Source organism: Xenorhabdus beddingii (assembly GCF_002127545.1).
Taxonomy (GTDB): Bacteria; Pseudomonadota; Gammaproteobacteria; order Enterobacterales; family Enterobacteriaceae; genus Xenorhabdus; species Xenorhabdus beddingii.
Window position 1 is genome coordinate 1 of the sequence record NZ_MUBK01000032.1, and the last position, 18274, is coordinate 18274.

General features: G+C 45.6%; 19 protein-coding genes and 1 tRNA gene. 11 read left to right on the forward strand and 9 right to left on the reverse strand.

Annotated elements, in window-relative coordinates; genetic code table 11:
• On the reverse strand, positions 1 to 198 hold a 198-nt coding region (tnpA, locus tag Xbed_RS15805), incomplete at its 3' end, for an IS66 family insertion sequence element accessory protein TnpA (protein ID WP_139837510.1).
• Between the two features lie 64 nt (positions 199 to 262).
• Between tnpA and Xbed_RS20540 the strand changes: the two genes are divergently transcribed.
• Positions 263 to 397, forward strand: a complete 135-nt coding sequence (locus Xbed_RS20540) for a hypothetical protein (protein ID WP_279625534.1) — start codon at positions 263 to 265, stop codon at positions 395 to 397.
• Between the two features lie 341 nt (positions 398 to 738).
• Here Xbed_RS20540 and Xbed_RS15810 read toward each other — a convergent pair.
• From Xbed_RS15810 to aspA, 5 genes are all read right to left on the reverse strand, one after another.
• Positions 739 to 814 (reverse strand) — tRNA-Phe (locus Xbed_RS15810).
• Positions 815 to 943: 129 nt separating this feature from the next.
• Positions 944 to 1516, reverse strand: a complete 573-nt coding sequence (dicD, locus tag Xbed_RS15815) for a division control transcriptional repressor DicD (protein ID WP_086113858.1) — start codon at positions 1514 to 1516, stop codon at positions 944 to 946.
• Positions 1517 to 1534: 18 nt separating this feature from the next.
• Positions 1535 to 3292 (reverse strand): protein-disulfide reductase DsbD, encoded by a 1758-nt coding sequence (locus Xbed_RS15820; protein WP_086113859.1) that lies wholly within the window; start codon positions 3290 to 3292, stop codon positions 1535 to 1537.
• A gap of 225 nt (positions 3293 to 3517) precedes the next feature.
• A complete protein-coding gene (locus tag Xbed_RS15825) occupies positions 3518 to 4819 on the reverse strand; it encodes an anaerobic C4-dicarboxylate transporter (RefSeq protein WP_086113860.1) in 1302 nt (433 codons plus the stop codon).
• A gap of 139 nt (positions 4820 to 4958) precedes the next feature.
• Positions 4959 to 6383, reverse strand: coding sequence for an aspartate ammonia-lyase (gene aspA / locus Xbed_RS15830; RefSeq protein ID WP_086113861.1), 1425 nt, complete (start codon positions 6381 to 6383; stop codon positions 4959 to 4961).
• A 371-nt stretch (positions 6384 to 6754) separates the two neighbouring features.
• Here aspA and Xbed_RS15835 point away from each other — a divergent pair, with 371 nt between their 5' ends.
• The 6 genes from Xbed_RS15835 (at position 6755) to Xbed_RS15860 (ending at position 13137) form a co-directional block, all read left to right on the forward strand.
• Positions 6755 to 7270: an FxsA family protein gene (locus tag Xbed_RS15835; protein ID WP_086113862.1), complete on the forward strand. Its 516-nt coding sequence runs from the start codon at positions 6755 to 6757 to the stop codon at positions 7268 to 7270.
• A 175-nt stretch (positions 7271 to 7445) separates the two neighbouring features.
• Positions 7446 to 7739: a co-chaperone GroES gene (locus Xbed_RS15840; RefSeq protein ID WP_010846340.1), complete on the forward strand. Its 294-nt coding sequence runs from the start codon at positions 7446 to 7448 to the stop codon at positions 7737 to 7739.
• A 55-nt stretch (positions 7740 to 7794) separates the two neighbouring features.
• Entirely contained in the window at positions 7795 to 9441 is a 1647-nt protein-coding gene (groL, locus tag Xbed_RS15845) for a chaperonin GroEL (protein WP_086113863.1), read from the forward strand.
• A 1015-nt stretch (positions 9442 to 10456) separates the two neighbouring features.
• Positions 10457 to 12121 carry a group II intron reverse transcriptase/maturase gene (ltrA, locus tag Xbed_RS15850; RefSeq protein WP_086113864.1) on the forward strand — a complete coding sequence of 555 codons (1665 nt, stop codon included), beginning with the start codon at positions 10457 to 10459 and terminating at the stop codon, positions 12119 to 12121.
• A 101-nt stretch (positions 12122 to 12222) separates the two neighbouring features.
• Complete coding sequence (locus Xbed_RS15855; RefSeq protein ID WP_086113865.1) at positions 12223 to 12543, forward strand: hypothetical protein; 321 nt, start codon at positions 12223 to 12225, stop codon at positions 12541 to 12543.
• Between the two features lie 252 nt (positions 12544 to 12795).
• Positions 12796 to 13137, forward strand: coding sequence for a DUF4156 domain-containing protein (locus tag Xbed_RS15860; RefSeq protein WP_086113866.1), 342 nt, complete (start codon positions 12796 to 12798; stop codon positions 13135 to 13137).
• A gap of 171 nt (positions 13138 to 13308) precedes the next feature.
• Here Xbed_RS15860 and epmB read toward each other — a convergent pair whose 3' ends face one another.
• On the reverse strand, positions 13309 to 14331 hold the full coding sequence (gene epmB / locus Xbed_RS15865) for an EF-P beta-lysylation protein EpmB (RefSeq protein WP_086113867.1): 1023 nt from the start codon (positions 14329 to 14331) through the stop codon (positions 13309 to 13311).
• A 40-nt stretch (positions 14332 to 14371) separates the two neighbouring features.
• Here epmB and efp point away from each other — a divergent pair, with 40 nt between their 5' ends.
• Positions 14372 to 14938 (forward strand): elongation factor P, encoded by a 567-nt coding sequence (gene efp, locus Xbed_RS15870; protein ID WP_086113868.1) that lies wholly within the window; start codon positions 14372 to 14374, stop codon positions 14936 to 14938.
• Positions 14939 to 15141: 203 nt separating this feature from the next.
• Entirely contained in the window at positions 15142 to 15456 is a 315-nt protein-coding gene (sugE, locus tag Xbed_RS15875; RefSeq protein WP_086113869.1) for a quaternary ammonium compound efflux SMR transporter SugE, read from the forward strand.
• Positions 15457 to 15511: 55 nt separating this feature from the next.
• Here sugE and Xbed_RS15880 read toward each other — a convergent pair whose 3' ends face one another.
• On the reverse strand, positions 15512 to 15724 hold the full coding sequence (locus Xbed_RS15880) for a helix-turn-helix domain-containing protein (protein ID WP_086113870.1): 213 nt from the start codon (positions 15722 to 15724) through the stop codon (positions 15512 to 15514).
• A 149-nt stretch (positions 15725 to 15873) separates the two neighbouring features.
• Here Xbed_RS15880 and Xbed_RS15885 point away from each other — a divergent pair, with 149 nt between their 5' ends.
• Both Xbed_RS15885 and Xbed_RS15890 read left to right on the forward strand, forming a co-directional pair.
• Positions 15874 to 16113, forward strand: a complete 240-nt coding sequence (locus Xbed_RS15885; protein WP_086113871.1) for a helix-turn-helix domain-containing protein — start codon at positions 15874 to 15876, stop codon at positions 16111 to 16113.
• A 250-nt stretch (positions 16114 to 16363) separates the two neighbouring features.
• Complete coding sequence (locus Xbed_RS15890; protein ID WP_086113872.1) at positions 16364 to 17161, forward strand: sulfite exporter TauE/SafE family protein; 798 nt, start codon at positions 16364 to 16366, stop codon at positions 17159 to 17161.
• 118 nt (positions 17162 to 17279) lie between these two features.
• Here Xbed_RS15890 and uriH read toward each other — a convergent pair whose 3' ends face one another.
• The gene (gene uriH / locus Xbed_RS15895; protein WP_086113873.1) at positions 17280 to 18230 is read right to left on the reverse strand and encodes a uridine-preferring nucleoside hydrolase UriH; all 951 of its coding nucleotides are present in this window, start codon (positions 18228 to 18230) and stop codon (positions 17280 to 17282) included.
• Positions 18231 to 18274 lie beyond the last annotated feature (44 nt).

Here is an 18274-nt window from a genome sequence, read left to right on the forward strand (position 1 = left end):
CTGAAGGGAAACCGGTAAGACGGCAGGTAAGGTTGGGCTGGAATGTGAGCGTCTTTTGTTACTGTCGGTGATCCAGTCCCGAAAGGAGGCCAGGGTCAGTTGATGCTGTTCACAATACTGTTTGCGGGTTAGCGTCGTCTGGCGCCATTGGGTCACATGTTGCTGTTTTTGTTCCGGGGTGTATCGGTTACGGCGCATGGTTCAATCTCCAAAGGAAAGATAAATCAGCCGTAGCGTGCACGCGCCTGATGGCAGGGACAAGGTGAGTTCACCGGACGCTTACGCCCGAAGGGTTGTATCAGCATTTTTATCTGACGCCCATCAGGCAACATTATTGCGGGAACTGGAAGGTGAACTGGGGGATGGATATTTCTGTGTAATCCATAACTTCATGTAAAAAAAAGAGGGCAAAACATCATCTGGATTGCCCTGTTTGTGCCATTGGAGTTAAGGATGGTTTGGAGGTGGAGACACAAAACGAAAAAACAAGGAGGTTTGTTCTTGGATCAATTCTAACATTCACCCAATTTGACATCAAAATCAATTACTGAAATCGTTATTTTCAATAAGAATATAGGTGACCACAAAAATGTGCTCACCTATATTCTTATATGAGCCCTTTAATATACCAACTTATGCAAAGCAGGAATACTTATTCGTTAAAATAATCTTAACGGCTCTAATTTCCCACTTGCCTGTTAAGTTATTGATAAACTTCAACAAACAAGCTCTAAAATATGGTGCCCGGACTCGGAATCGAACCAAGGACACGGGGATTTTCAATCCCCTGCTCTACCGACTGAGCTATCCGGGCTAACGGGGCGCATTAAACCGTATTCAGATAAATCCGTCAAACACTTTCTGCGGAAAAATCATTAAAATTGATTGTTCGCTGTATTTTTATACCAATTTGGTCTAGTTATTCGGCTTTGATAGCTTTTCATTAGCTTAATGCCCCATTTTTTCGGCATTTTGCGATGGTGAGAATATCTTGAACCAGCAATTTTGCAGTCAGTACATCTTCAAGATCTCTTTTTACGAGCAGCTTACTGAGACATCCTTCAAGGATAAGTTCCATCTGTTTGGCGACTTGCCGTATGTCGTCAATATCAAGTTGCTGTAATAACTCGGTTGTATAATGGAAGGAGTTTTGTTTTTGTAAGTCTGCCAGTTGGTGGATTGGATGATCAGTTTCAGGAAAGGTGCTGCAAGCAGCAATAAACAGGCAGCCCGGATAACGCTGTGCCTGAACTTTTTCCTTGAGGGCATCATAGCGTGCCAGTAACTTCTGTTCAGGACTCAAATCTTCGTCCAGTAGGATTTGGCGTTGCCAGATTTCAATCTGCTGGCTGTGGTAGCGCAGGCAGTCGTAGAGCAGAGCTTCACGATCAGGCCAAAAATGTTTTATATGGTCAATATCAATATTCAGGGGCGTTAAAAGTGTCTCCAGTGTTGCTGATAGGCCATATTGCTCCAATAAGTTCAGGGCATGACTAAGCACATATTCACGTTGCACAATGGCTCTCCTTCCAGATTATTTTTGTTGTCTTAGATGTTGTATATGCTGCTTAAAACGCTCTGCATTCATGAATCCATTAATTCGTGAATCAATGGGTTCCTTTCCTTGCATGTCAAAGAACAAGATAGTGGGCAGCCCTATTACCTGCAATTTGTGTAGTAATTCTTTCTGTTTTGGCCCGTTATCGGTGACATTCGCCTGTAACAAGCGGAATTGACTCAATTGTGCCTGTACTTGTGGATCGCTGAAAGTATATTTTTCAAACTCTTTGCAGGCTGTACACCAGTCAGCATACAAGTCCAACATAATTGGCTGATGGCGATTTTCAGTTAAAATTTGACTCAATTCCTGCCAGTCACTGATTTGTTGGAATTTGATGGCTGTTTTTTGCTGCTCGGCCGTAGGGGTTCCCCACATCCAATCTTGCAAAGGACGTGAAGCGATAAGGGCCAGAGCCAGTAGGAGGATTTGTAAGGTACGCAGCCAGCCGTTTTTGCTGTTTAATGTTAATGCGAAAGCCCAGATAAGGAAGGAGATTGCCAATAAGCTCCACAATCTGGTGCCCCAGCTATCACCCAATACTCGTTCCAGCAAGAATACTGGCAGAGCGAGGATAATGAATCCGAAGGCTTCTTTAACGTATTGCATCCACGGCCCGCTGCGGGGCAGGAGCTTGTGACCGAATAAGGTGACCGCAATAAGTGGTAAGCCCATGCCCAATGCATAAAGGTAAAGGGTCAGGCCACCCACCAGCGTATTTCCGCTTTGGGCTATATAGAGCAAAATGGCGCTGAGAGGAGCGGTCGTGCAGGGGGAGGCAATCAGTCCCGCTAAGGCTCCCATAAAAAACACGCCAATATAAGAACCGCTTTGCTGTTTGTTGCTCCAATCCACCAAACGGGTTTGGACTGAGGAGGGAAGCTGCAAGGTGTATAGCCCAAACATGGATAAGGCGAGCAAGATGAATAATACGGATAGCCCGATCAAAATGTAAGGATTTTGCAGGGCGACCTGAAATTGCAAGCCCGCCGCCGCGACAATTAATCCCAGCACAGTATAAGTGAGCGCCATTCCCTGAACGTAACTCATGGCGAGCCAAAATATTCGTTTCAGGCTTTCGGGGCGTTTCTGACCGAGAATGATGCTGGAAATCAGCGGATACATGGGCAATATGCAGGGGGTAAAAGCAATGCCGATACCAATCAACAACGCCCATAGGGGAGAAAATGGAACGTCATGGGTTGTGGTTTGAGCGTCTTCCTTTTGCGATAACTCTTTTGTGGGTGACGTTTTTGTGGCTGATGCTGCGGTTTCCTTCTTTGGTAAGGCTGAAGCCACCACTGCTTGTAAGGGGACGTCCAAGGTTTCAGGGGGATAACAATAGCCCGCTTCTGCACATCCCTGATAAGTGACCTGGAGAAAGGCATCATGGGTGGCCGATAGAATAGGGATATCTATGCGCGCTGATTGAAAATAAACGTCGCTCTTACCAAAGAATTCATCCTCGTGATCTACGCTCTTGGCATATACCATTTCCCCTAATGAGGCTTGTTTGGGAATAATGCTGAATTGTTTTCGATAGAGATAGTAACCGGGTTTGATATCCCAGTTCAAAGTGAGTTTATTTCCTTGTTGCTGAAAATCAAACATGAATGCCCGATCAGCAGGAAGATAAAGACTTTCCCCTGATTGCTCAAACAGTGCGCTCGCTTTGTTGGGAGACAGAACGATGCCGCTGAACAGTAGAAACAACATGAGAATACGTTTCATCATAAGATAATCTTTAACCTGCCTGTATCGTGGGTTTGATTGGTGAAATTGATTGAGTCTGTACTATAACCGATGATGCCGATGGCAGAAAGTTACTTGATTAATATTAATACAATACGGTTTTTGGGCAGGGAAAGTTTTGGACAGGGAAAGATTTTGGCGATGAAAAGATGTCAGGGGCGTTGTTAGCCCCTGAAATAACGTTTTTACTTGTTTGAGATGATGAAACTACAAGATCAAACCACCAAACAGAAAACCGAATGTGACCGCCAAAATCACCGCAATGGTGCCCGGAATAAAGAACGGGTGATTGAAGACAAAACGCCCGATACGAGTCGTGCCGGTATCATCCATCTGTACGGCTGCAACTAATGTTGGATAAGTTGGCAGGATAAACAGACCCGACACCGCAGAGAAAGATGCGATGGCTGTTAATGGCGTGACATGCAGTGCCAGAGCCATTGGCATCAGGGCTTTTGCTGTTGCGGCTTGTGAATAAAGCAAAGCCGAACAAAAGAAGAAAATGACCGCCAGCAGCCACGGTTGAGCATGAATCAAACTCCCGGCCGTTTCCTTGATCCAAGCAAGATTGGCCTGTACAAAAGTATCTCCCAGCCATGCCACCCCCAAGATACAGATACACGCACTCATACCTGCCTTAAACGTGCTTGAGTTCAGGATGGCATCAGTATCGACGGAGCAAACAATCGTGGTGAGGGTAGCGACACTGAGCATGATGATCAAAATCGCATTGGTGGTGTTCATCAGCGGTTTTTCAACGAGGCCGACTCCCGGACTATTGATAATCGCATAAATGACAACACCAACAACCCCCAGCAGGAACAACAGAACAGCGTGTTTTGCTTTGGGTCTGATTTGAATCTGACTGGCACCACGCATTTCTATCAAGCCATCTTCAAGGCGTTTTTGGTAAACCGGGTCATTCGATAACCTGGAATCAAAAAGCCATGAAATAATGAATGACATCAGGATGATGGCGAGAAATGTTGAAGGCAATACTACCATTAACAGATGGATATAACTGATGCCCTGTCCTTCCATAATGGATGCCATATAGACAACAGCCGCAGAAATGGGCGAGGCGGTGATGCCAATCTGGGCTGCGACAACCGCTGTGGAGAGTGGGCGGCAGGGTTTTATGCCCTGCTCTTTGGCGACTTCTGTAATCACAGGCAATGTTGCCAGTGAGATGTTCCCTGTACCTGCAAATAACGTCAGAAAATAAGTGACGATCGGTGCCAGGATGGTGATGTATTTGGGATTCCTGCGCAGTAATTTTTCAGTCTGCTGAACGAGATAATCCAGTCCTCCTGCCACTTGCATAGCGGATATCGCAGCAATGACGGCCATGATAATTGAGATAACATCAAATGGAATACTGCCTGGTTTAACCCCGATGGCGGCCAGAATCAGAACACCAATCCCGCCCGCGAAACCAATGCCTATTCCTCCTAATCTTGCCCCCAGAAAGATGGCCAGCAGAACAATAACCAATTCTACGGCTAACATGTTAAATACTCCTACTTTTATTTGATTTTATGAAAATCTATGGTTAATGATTTGTGTTTGCAGAAAATTAAAAAGGCACGCTCCCGGTTGGAATAGCGTGCCTTATAATTAAGACGAACTTGTTATTATAAACATTTAATTAGTCATCAAAACGTTTTGCTTTATAAGTTGGATGTTTTAGGTTCTCAACGGAGAAAATATCATCTAATTCAGCTTCGGTCAGCAAACCGCGCTCAAGCACGACTTCACGAACACTTTTACCGGTTTCAGCACAGATCTTGCCCACGATATCGCCATTGTGGTGACCAATGAATGGGTTCAGGTAAGTGACGATACCGATAGAGTTGAATACGAAACTTTCGCATACGGCTTTATTGGCGGTAATACCATCGACACATTTCTCAACCAGATTGCGGCATGCATTGCTCAGGATGGACATCGATTCAAACATTGCCTGACCAATCGCGGGTTCCATGACGTTAAGCTGCAACTGGCCCGCTTCTGCTGCCATAGTAATGCAGATATCGTTACCAATAACTTTAAAGCACACTTGGTTAACGACTTCTGGCACCACGGGGTTAACTTTCGCTGGCATGATGGAAGAACCGGCCTGCAATTCTGGCAGGTTGATCTCATTCAGTCCAGCGCGAGGGCCGGAAGAGAGCAGACGCAAGTCGTTACAAATCTTGGACATCTTAACCGCCAGGCGTTTCAAGGCACTGTGCACCATAACGTAAGCGCCGCAGTCGGAAGTCGCTTCGATCAAATCTTCTGCTGGCTGGCAAGGTAATCCTGTGACTTCGGCCAATTTTTCAACGACCAGTTTTTGGTAACCTGGCGCAGTGTTCAAACCCGTGCCGATTGCCGTCGCGCCGAGGTTCACTTCCAGCAACAGCTCTGCTGTGCGGGAGATGTTTTTGATCTCTTCTTTCAACAAAATGGAGAAAGCACGGAATTCCTGACCCAGCGTCATTGGAACCGCGTCTTGTAGCTGGGTACGTCCCATTTTCAGGATATCGTCGAATTCAGCGCCTTTTCGGTCGAACCCGGCTTTCAGTAACTCAATGGAATCAATGAGTTGCATCAATGAGTTATAGACAGCAATGCGGAATCCAGTAGGATAAGCATCGTTGGTTGACTGGCTTCTATTCAGGTGATCATTGGGGTTCAGGTACTCATATTCGCCTTTTTGATGACCCATCAATTCCAGACCGATATTTGCCAGTACCTCATTGGTATTCATATTCAAAGAAGTACCTGCGCCACCTTGAAAAACATCAACAGGGAATTGATCCATGCACTTGCCGGTGTTGAGGAGTTCATCACAGGCTTTAACAATAATGTCCGCTACTTTTCCTGAAATAGTATGAAGCTCTTTGTTTGCCAGTGCCGCTGCTTTTTTCACCATTACCATACCACGAATGAATTCCGGGACATCGTTGATGGTACGGTCACTGATATAAAAATTTTCAATCGCACGTAGAGTGTGAATACCGTAGTAGGCTTCAGCAGGAACTTCTCGTTTACCTAATAGGTCTTCTTCGATACGAATGTTGTTTGACATGAGAACCTTCTTAAATTGGATACGTTTTTTACTGTTCTATTACGTGTTTGTTTAAAATAATGTTGCCGACGACAATTGCCTTGATATTAATCACTTATCATGGAATTGTCTGCGCGATCATATGTGGATTTATGATAAATGCCTTGAACCTGGATCACTTTATAGTGCTATTTTATTAATGAAATCACATATGTGTGATTGAGGTCACGATTACAGAGATGGAAAGTCAAGTCTCTGAAGTATTGAAAACAGTGACTATTACCCCCACATTATGTGATCTAATGTCGTATTGTGTGTTTTGCCCTGTATGCCTGACACAATATGAACGATAAATCGCATGAACGATAAATAAATAATGAAAGGAGAACCACGTGCGCTGGCTCCCACTTGTTCTTATATGCCTGCTGGTTTACATCGAGTCTGTCCTGTTTGTTCGGATTGCCTCTGAAGTCGGAGTTTTGCTGACTCTATTGCTGGTTGTTCTTACCTCTTGTCTTGGTGTGTCCCTTGTGCGTAATCAGGGCATCAAGAATTTCATGTCCATGCAGCAAAAAATAGCCGCAGGTGAAAGTCCTGCCGAAGAAGCGGTCAAAAGTGTTTCTCTGGTCATTGCGGGTTTTTTGCTGATATTACCCGGTTTTTTCACCGATTTTCTTGGGTTACTGTTGTTACTCTCCCCGGTACAGAAGCGCCTGACAGCCAAGTTATTGTCCCACATCACTTTTTACCGTCCCAATAACTTTCATGGCCCGAATCATCAGGACGGACAAACTTTTGAGGGAGAGTATGAGCGCAGGCAGGATGACGCTTCCGATAAATTGGGGAGTCAGAAACCAGGTGATCAGAATAATCACGATGGGCATGGCAGTGGGCAGGATAAAAGATAATCGAGTTTACTGGGTTGAAATTTCAGTCGGTAAGAAAAAAGTAAAATATTTTTTGTCGCTTGCCCTTGAAGTACTGATCTTAAGCCCCAACTTGTAGCTTCATGGTACTGGTTCTGTTGGGTTCTGGTATCAATCCTCTTACCTAATATGGACTTTATTTATAGGAGATCTCTCAATGAAAATTCGTCCATTACATGACCGCGTTATCGTCAAGCGTACCGAAGTTGAATCAAAATCCGCTGGCGGGATTGTTCTGACTGGCTCTGCTGCGGGCAAATCTACCCGTGGGGAAATTCTGGCCGTTGGCAATGGTCGCATCCTTGAAAACGGGGAAGTGAAGGCGCTGGATGTAAAAGTGGGTGATACCGTCATTTTTAATGAAGGTTACGGCGTTAAAACAGAAAAGATCGATAACGAAGAAGTGTTGATCATGTCTGAAAGCGACATTCTGGCAATTGTTGAAGCGTAATTGAATATCTTACGCTCAGATCTTCTTAATTGAACGAATTTAAAGGAAAGATACAATGGCAGCTAAAGACGTAAAATTTGGTAATGATGCTCGCAGCAAAATGTTACGTGGTGTGAATGTACTGTCTGATGCAGTTAAAGTCACTCTGGGGCCTAAAGGCCGTAACGTAGTTTTGGATAAATCTTTCGGTGCACCTGTTATCACTAAAGACGGTGTCTCTGTAGCACGTGAAATCGAATTGGAAGACAAATTCGAGAACATGGGCGCACAGATGGTTAAAGAAGTCGCCTCTAAAGCCAATGATGCGGCGGGCGATGGTACGACTACTGCAACAGTTCTGGCTCAAGCTATTGTCACCGAAGGTCTGAAAGCTGTTGCTGCTGGCATGAACCCAATGGATCTGAAACGCGGCATCGATAAAGCGGTTATTTCTGCCGTGGAAGAACTGAAAAAACTGTCCGTACCTTGCTCTGATTCCACTGCCATTGCGCAGGTTGGTACAATCTCTGCAAACTCCGACGAAACGGTAGGTAAACTGATCGCAGAAGCGATGGACAAAGTCGGTAAAGAAGGTGTAATCACCGTTGAAGAAGGTACTGGCCTGGAAGACGAACTGGATGTTGTTGAAGGTATGCAGTTCGACCGTGGTTACCTGTCCCCTTATTTCATCAACAAACCAGAATCAGGTTCTGTTGAGCTGGAAAACCCATACATCCTGCTGGTTGACAAGAAAATCTCTAACATCCGTGAACTGTTGCCAGTTCTGGAAGGCGTAGCCAAGGCAAGCAAGCCGTTGGTTATCATCGCTGAAGATGTTGAAGGTGAAGCGTTGGCCACTCTGGTTGTTAACAACATGCGTGGTATCGTGAAAGTGGCTGCGGTCAAAGCACCGGGCTTCGGTGATCGCCGTAAAGCCATGCTGCAAGATATCGCTACCCTGACTAATGGTACAGTTATCTCTGAAGAGATTGGTCTGGAGCTGGAAAAAGCGACTCTGGAAGATCTGGGTCAGGCAAAACGTATTGTTATCAATAAAGACACCACTATTATCATTGATGGCGTTGGTGAAGAAGGTGCAATCGCTGCACGTGTTACTCAAATCCGTCAGCAAATCGAAGAATCCACTTCTGACTACGACCGTGAAAAACTGCAAGAGCGTGTCGCTAAACTGGCAGGCGGTGTTGCTGTTATCAAAGTTGGCGCAGCAACTGAAGTTGAAATGAAAGAAAAACGCGCTCGCGTTGACGATGCACTGCATGCAACGCGTGCGGCTGTGGAAGAAGGTGTTGTTGCCGGTGGTGGTGTTGCACTGGTACGTGTTGCCGCGGCTATCACTGAGCTGACTGGTGACAACGAAGATCAGAACGTGGGTATCCGTGTTGCACTGCGTGCAATGGAAGCGCCAATGCGTCAGATCGTAGACAACGCAGGTGAAGAACCTTCTGTTGTTGTCAACAACGTGAAAGCAGGTAAAGACAACTACGGTTATAACGCAGCAACTGAACAGTACGGCGATATGATCGACATGGGTATCCTGGACCCAACTAAAGTCACTCGTTCTGCACTGCAGTTCGCAGCTTCTATCGCGGGTCTGATGATCACCACCGAAGCCATGGTGACTGAACTGCCTAAAGATGACAAAGCTGACTTAGGTGCTGCTGGTGGCATGGGCGGTATGGGTGGAATGGGCGGCATGATGTAGTGCGACGAGAGTCGCGTAGGTAGCTAACCTAGCGGGCTACGTCCATAGTGAGTACTAACTTTTATAGTAGTGGTCGCTAACCAACCCGCCGAAATAGCATTTGATAAAACCCGATATTCGGGCTTGTTTCCAGGCCCGAATATCGGTCTCCGTATGGAGTCCGATTTCAGGTATGGGCGCAAGTCTATATCCCCGCGAAAGCGAATGATACACGTTGAAGCAACTTCCTCAGGCTGTTGTGATGTAACGGGAATATCCTTTTCTATCAAAACATAAGCACCTACCGGTGTGAAGCTGTGCTAATGATTGTCTGACTGTGCCTGTTATTTTAAGTACAGAAGCAGACCTGTTATGCAACTAACAGTAGCCTAGGGACAGTGCGTCATCAGTAATGGTGGGGTGCCAAGCGTCCTGACAATGTACTCCCTGAATTTCAGGTATCGTCTCTCCGTGAGGTGGGCAATAGATTTCACTAGTAGCAGGTGGATGAGAGGCTAGGCTGGATCATAAGGTTAATGTTAAGTGAACTGCTAAAAAGCACCGTCAGCCGCAAGCAGCATAAGCTACTGATATGCTGTGACCAAAAGGTACAAGGTCGGCTATTCCTCTTACATCTGGGAATACGTTGCCATCAGACCTTCGGTGTATTGGCAGAGCCTAAGTGATCCGTGTCATTAGCATGGAACTCGGTAAGCCCGTATTTTTGCCCTTGTGGCAGGTAAGTCGTAAGACGAGCTGTTAAAAGTGCGGGTAAAGGAGGTCGGAGAAAGCGAATGCCATTCTGTAATGGAGTGGATAAGGGGTTAAAGGTTCCTCTACTGGAAACGGGGCAGACTTCCGACTGGTCTTTAATCGTGTGAAGGCTTGTAAAGCGTTCTAAGGTACATAAGAAACTAGGTGAAGTGGGTTACCACTCACTTACCCCCTGCGGGAGCAGATAATTCTCCCGTATGGGGGAAATTTATCTGCCTCTCATCAGGGATTCTTTTCCTAAGATACTGAGGAGAGTGGCAAGATGAGTACTGAAACTAACGTACCTGCATTCTCCAACCAAGCGCAAAGCTGGCATACCATTAATTGGTATCGAGTAACGCGGCAGGTTAGAGAGCTACAGGTTCGAATCGCGAAGGCGACGAAAGAGCGGCGTTGGCGTAAGGTGAAAACCTTACAACGAATGCTGACTCGCTCGTTTGCAGCCAAGGCATTGGCAGTCAGACGAGTCACTGAAAACCGAGGCAAGAAAACGGCTGGTGTTGATGGGGAGTTGTGGAACACGCCTGAAACAAAATGGCGGGCAATAGATCGACTGAAGCGGACAGGTTATAAGCCTAAACCATTACGTCGAGTTTATATTCCTAAAGCCAATGGTAAGTTACGCCCTCTGGGCATACCTACCATGCTGGATCGAGCAATGCAGGCGCTCTACTTATTGGCTCTTGAGCCAGTGGCAGAGACAACTGCAGACCGAAATAGCTATGGTTTCCGTCCTATGCGCTCTACGGCAGATGCGATTGAGCAATGTTTTGTTAATCTCAGTCGAAAAACATCTTCTGAATGGGTCATGGAAGGTGATATCAAGGGGTGTTTTGACAACATTGACCATGAATGGTTACTTGCCAATATTCCATTGGACAAACAAGTACTCAGAAAATGGTTAAGATCGGGATTCATAGAGTCTAATCGTCTGTTTCCGACCGAGGCAGGAACCCCACAAGGGGGAATTATCTCACCAGTGCTGGCTAATATGGCATTGGATGGGCTGGAAAAGGTACTCGAAACCCATTTTGGGAAAAAGAATACTAAAGCCAGTTATAAGACCAAAGTCAATTATGTTCGTTATGCAGATGATTTCATTATTACGGGGATCTCGAAAGAGCTACTTGAAAATGAAGTCAAACCTTTAGTTGAAGCCTTTATGGCGGAGCGAGGGCTGCAATTGTCACTAGAAAAAACGGTGATAACGCATATTGCAGATGGGTTCGATTTTTTGGGGCAAAACTTACGTAAGTATCGGGGCAAGATGTTAATCAAGCCGAGTAAGAAAAACTTGCGAAATCATCTTCAGAAACTTCGAGGCATAGTCAGAAGTAATTTGATGGTCAGACAGGATGTATTGATCCGGTTGCTCAATCCGGTTTTACGTGGCTGGGCAAATTATCATCGCCATGTTGTGGCTAAAGAAACATTTGGCTATGTGGACTATCGTGTCTGGAGGCTCCTTTGGCGTTGGTGCTGTCGTAAGCATCAAAACCGCAATAAACACTGGGTGAAAGATAAATATTTTCACGCAGTTGGCGGCGAACAATGGGTATTCCAGTGTGTTGATACTCAGGGCAAGTTAGCTCGATTGCTCAGGAGTAAAGATATCCCGATTAAGCGGCATATCAAGATAAAATCGGAGGTTAATCTCTACGATCGCAATGATGAGTTATATTTCGAACAGCGCCAGATTAAGCACTGGAAGGAAAACAAACTCTATCTCGGAAAATTGCGGACGATCTGGGAACGCCAACGATATCGATGTTCAATCTGCGGACAAATGTTTAATAATGATGAAGATTGGGATATCCATCACATCATTCGAAGAACAGATGGTGGCGGAGATGAAATTGATAACTTGGTAATGTTGCATCCTAATTGTCACAGGCTGTTGCACAATAAATGTTCTTATAATACTTGAATTTTACCCTAGCCATGCAGATATGAATAAATGCTTACCTGTATTTGTTGATGTTTAGGAAAAGCACTAATTTATTAAATCTGATATAGGAAATAAAAGAAATGAAAGTTAAGAACATAAATGGCACAAGCGACAATTCTTGCAAATGTGAGGGTGGATGGTTAGGTCACTGGGAGAAGATCAATGGCTATCAAGCTGGCATTTGTAGTGTTAAAGGTTGTGATGAATTAGCTACGGTTGGAGCCCATGTGAAAAAGGCAGAAGGAAGTGACAAGGGCTGGTATATCGTACCGCTTTGCTATGGTCACAATAATGCAGAAGATAAAGCTGTACTTGAATTATATCCTGAGGTTGATTTAGCTTCCGCGAATGTCTCTGAAACATGTGGTAAAGTAAATAATTGTTGCCGGCCTAAACAGTAGTGAAGGCTTATAAAGGCTTGAGCCGTATGCAGGGAAACTTGCACGTACGGTTCTTAGGGGGCGGTGGTGCAGTAATGTACTGCTGCTACCCGACGTGCTGTTCACCCTATGATGGAATTTCCATCCGATAGGATAAAACTCTTTGAAGGCGAGCAGGGAAACCTGCTCGCCTTTTTATTTTTTTGTCTTAATGGAAGACAGAAGGGTATATTTATCACCACGGTAAAGTTCCTATAATCCATGAGGGAAGTTATGCGAATCAAAATTTGGCTTGGTGCGTCAGTATTATTATTGGCAGGGTGTACTGCAAATCATCAATTAACCTCTGCAGGTGCCAGTGTGCATTTTGTGGAGACTCAGCCTGGCAGTGAGTGCCAACGGTTAGGTGAGGTTACCGGTACTCAAAGCAATTGGCTCAATGGTGTCAGTAGTGAGAGTAGTTCCATGCGCAGTGCCGCCAATGACTTACGCAATAAAGCGGCGGAAATAGGTGGAAATGTTATCTCTGGTGTCAACAGTCCATCGGAGAATCTGCTGGGTAGTTTTGTGCCTCTTGATAGCAAAATGGTGGGTCAAGTCTATAAGTGCCCTTAGGTACTAATGAAAAAAAGTAGAAGATAGGCTTGGGCAATGCTCAGAAAAAACGTTTCGAAAGAGCGGAAGTTGCATATACGTTTGGCTTCTGTGCGCTGCCCATTCCAGAAGATCTTTAATGATCACGTTCACCAACTCGGTGATGGACGGAGGTGGCAAGTCACGCTAGTTTTATCCCAGCCCTAAATCCAGAGGCGTTTTGCTGGGTTCTCCACCAATCTCTCTGGCCAGACAAGGTATTAAATAGCCGGATACTTTCGACAATAATTCCCGCATGATGGCTTTCGCCTCCTCATCCTCCACGAGAAAATGGGCAGCGCCTTGAACTCTATCCAGAACGTGGATGTAGTAAGGCAAAATACCTGCGTCGAACAGGGCATTGCTCAAATCCGCTAAGGTATCGGCATTATCATTGATGTCACGCAGCATCACACTTTGATTCAGCAGCGTCACGCCCGCCTGTTTTAGCCGCATCATGCTTTCCCGCAAGGCATCATCAATTTCATTGGCATGGTTGATATGGGTCACCATAACCACTTGCAAATGGGATTGAGCTAAACGATTACACAGCGAAAGCGTGATTCTTTCAGGGATCACCACCGGCAAACGGGTATGGATACGTAACCGTTTAATGTGTGGAATGGATTCAATGCGACTGATTAACCAGTCCAGTTCATGATCCTTAGCCATGAGGGGATCACCACCGGAGAAAATAATTTCGTCAAGCTCAGGGTGTTGTTCAATATAGTCCAGGGCAAGCTGCCAGTTGTTTTTGTTACCTTTGTTATCCTCATACGGGAAATGACGACGGAAGCAATAACGACAATTAACCGCGCATCCCCCTTTGACCAATAGCAAAGCCCGATTGCGATATTTATGCAATAGACCGGGAACGACACTGCGTTGTTCATCTAATGGATCGGTGGAAAAACCAGAAGGCGTAGCAAACTCTTCCCGTGAGGTCAGGACTTGCAATAGCAGAGGATCACGCGGATCGCCCTTTTTCATTCGTGTAACAAACGCTCTTGGCACACGCAGAGGAAACAAACGCTTTGCCTTATTACCTTCTTTCAGCATGGCATGCGTGTTTAAAGACAATAGTTGCAACAATTCATTGGGATCAGTAATAACATCCGCAAGTTGTTGTAGCCAGACTTCTCTGACGGGGTGTATATGGGTTATAATGTGTGCCATTTTTTGGCTAAGCCATTTTGTTAAAAATTAGAGGATCTCCATGGCTACTTATAGTACCAATGAATTCCGTTCAGGTCTTAAAATCATGTTAGATGGCGAGCCGTGCGCTATTCTTGACAGTGAATTTGTTAAACCAGGTAAAGGGCAGGCGTTTGCCCGTGTTCGTATTCGTAAGCTGATTTCTGGCAAATTGCTGGAAAAAACTTTTAAATCAACAGATTCTGTTGAAAGTGCAGATGTCATGGATATGAACCTGACTTATTTGTACAACGACGGTGAATTCTGGCATTTCATGAACAACGAAACTTTCGAGCAGTTGGCTGCGGATGCGAAAGCCGTTGGTGACAATGCAAAATGGCTGATCGATCAGGCAGAATGTATTCTGACTCTGTGGGATGGCCGCCCTATCGCTGTAACGCCACCGAACTTCGTTGAACTGGAAATCGTTGAAACCGATCCTGGTCTGAAAGGTGATACCGCCGGTACGGGTGGTAAACCCGCAACCCTGAGTACGGGTGCGGTGGTAAAAGTTCCTCTGTTTGTACAGATCGGTGAAGTCATTAAAGTCGATACCCGTTCTAACGAATACGTTTCTCGCGTGAAATAATCGCGTTCGCTATTCTAGAAAAACCGTGGCCTCTTCGTCCAGAGGCTGCGGTTTTTTTTGTTTTGACCAATCGGCCGTTATGATTGCTGCTATCTGATCGGGTAGCTATAATCCGGTTTCATTTCTTATCGTTATCCGGGACGGCCCGGATAAACGTCATCTCATTGGGGACGACCCCACTTATCATCAGATAAAGGGAAGATATGTCTTGGTTGATCCTTCTTATTGCGGGCTTGCTGGAAGTGGTGTGGGCTGTGGGCCTGAAATATACGCAGGGTTTTTCACGTTTGATGCCGAGTTTAATGACGATCAGTGCGATGGTTGTCAGTATGGGTCTTTTGGCTTATGCCATGAAAAATCTGCCCGTAGGAACCGCGTATGCCGTGTGGACGGGCATTGGTGCCGTGGGAACGGCCATTTTTGGCATTATGGTACTGGGGGAATCGGCGAGTTTTGCCAGGGTTTTGAGCCTTGTTTTGATTGTCGCCGGTATTGTTGGTTTAAAGCTAGCGAGTTGATGGCTCGTCATTGATGGTTAATAAATAACCCAGCACTGGGCTGGGTTCTAATTGATTAGCTTCTTTCATAGCGCGAAGGCCATATTTCTTCTGGCGTGCGCTCCAATGCTGCCGCGATAAGGCGTTCGCCTTTCGGCCAATGTCGTTGTAACGCGTTGGCAAGGGTCGATGATGCAAGCCCTGCTTCCCGTGATACTTCTGACAATGTTGTTCCGCGCTTTTTCAATTCAGCGATGATATCAGCGGAATGCCAGTCTTTTTTTTCCATCCTCAAACTCTCCAATTATCTCTTGTTTTTTCAATTAAAAAGTAAGTTATTAACCAGTAGACTATAAGTCACATATCATAGCATAACTCAAATTGAAACGTGACTCATAGTCCGTGGTCGGATAAGTAACACGAATCGATACTTATCGGATGAAAACATCGAACAGCATCAGATCCCTTTTTGGGCAAAGAGTTAGATATCTCAGGAAAGAAGCAGGGATGTCGCAGGAGGCTTTCGCCGATAAATGTGGATTGGATCGAACTTATGTCAGCGGCATTGAACGCGGCGTCAGAAATCCGACTTTAGAAATTATTTATGTGATTGCTAATGGATTACAGATTGAACTGAACTCTCTGTTTGATTTTAAAACAAAGTTTCCTCCCCATTAAAGCCGATTATCAATACCATTTCTCAATGACTTCTCAGCAATAAAAGCCATTCTTTTTTTCCTTCATCACTCAATTTTTTGACGCCATTTGAATGATGAAGGAGATATTCATTTTTTCTCAATGAAATTTCAACATGGCAGGACACTTCCTTACCTCCGCAGTGCGGGGTTGTCATATATAATGGAAGGCGCTGTTGGGAAAATTTAGTGAGTGAATAAACGTGGACTAGATTCCAATTGGAAACGAGATGATGTTATTGATCCCTGAGCTTGCTATTGGGGCGGCTGTTGGCCTGATCATCAGTACGACGGGTGTGGGTGGCGGTGTGATAATCCTGCCGATCCTGACTTATTTTTTTGGATTGGATGCATTGGCCGCTGTCGCAACGGCAAATTTTCTTTCAATGCTGATGAAAATGTCATCTTCTTATATGCATTTTCGCATGGGAAATATTCCCCTCCGCCGATCTTTGATGATTCTGTTAATCATGATACCCAGCACGGTGTTGGCCAGTTATGGTGTCACGCTGTTAAGTCACTTGAGCCACCATCAGGTACAAATTGAATGGGGAATCAATGTGTTGGTTGTCTTGGCTATCTTATTTTCCCTGTATCTTTTTTACCGCCGAATACGTCAAACACAGTTACAGGTGGATGACACATATCCTCCATCGGGGCTGATTAAATCGCTTTTATTGCCCGGCACAGGCGCCGGATTGGTATTGGGAGCGACGGGAGTGGGGGGTGGAATCGTGGTGTTGCCATTGCTGCTGCGTTATGCCCGGATGAATATAAAACAGGCCATTGGCGTATCTCTTTTTGTCACCATGATGCTATCGGGTTCATCTGCTTTGGCGTATGCACAGGGCGGGTATACCCATTGGAAACTGGCGCTGGTACTGTTTGTGGGGTCTTTGCTGTCTATGCCCTTTGCCAACTATTTGATGAAGCGCGTGCCTGACCGTATTTTGCAATATGCCACACTGTTCTTGATCTTATGCAGTGCCGTTTTGATGGGGATCAGATTAGTGGGATGGGACTTCTTTTAGCCACTGAATCAGGGAATGCTTTCAGTGGCTAAAAGATAATTGGGCGTAATCATGAAGCGACTCTGCGGGATCTGTCATTTTTTAGGTTTGTGCACCTTGAACTCAATAGACGGTGGAATCAATAGACGGTTTCGCCGATATTTTTCAGGGCATCAATCACGAGCTGCCAGAATTTGGCTTGATCCAATTTGACGGCAACTTGCGTGTGGCAATCTTCCGGTGGCGGAAAGCGGAAATCTGCAACGGTCATACCGGTTGTTAAGGTGCCTGCTAGTTCAATATTAACGGGGACTTTTTGGGTCGTCATGACCGTAGGATCGATCACATAGGCCACCGCACAGGGATCATGTACCGGAGGATAGCCAAATCCCTGATGCTCACGATACCTATCGCCATAAAATTTCAGTGCATCTAAAACGAATTGAGAAGAGCGCGTTTTAATCCGGGCGATCTCCCCGATAACGTCAGGTGTTGCCTGGGCTTGATGAGTGAGATCCAAACCGACCATTGTCAGGGGCCATTTTTCATTAAAAACAATGTGTGCAGCTTCCGGGTCGATCAAAATATTAAATTCAGCAACCGCACTTCTGTTCCCTTTGTGATAGCCACCTCCCATGAGTACCACTTCTTTCACCCGTTCCACGATCTGCGGAGCTTTACGTGCCGCCATAGCGATATTCGTCAGCCCGGCAGTCGGAACCAAGGTCACACTCTTAGGGGGATTTTCCATAATCACATCAATGAGTAAATCCACGGCATGACGGGCATCCAGCCTCATGGCGGGTTCAGGCAAGCTAGGGCCATCCAGACCCGTTTCGCCATGAATGTCCGGCGCATTCTTGATTTCCCGAACCAGTGGACGGTGGCATCCTGCGGCGAAAGGAACATCGCGAATATTGGCAATGCGGGCAACGCAAAGCGCATTGTGGGTGACTTTACTCAAAGTTTGGTTGCCAACGACGGTCGTCACAGCCAACAGCTCAATATTCGGGTTTCCGTGGGCAAGCAGGAGAGCAATCGCATCATCATGCCCAGGGTCGCAATCAAGGATAATTTTCTTGGGTAACATATGTTTTCCTTTTAGACCTTTCATCTTTCAATTGGCGGTTTTAT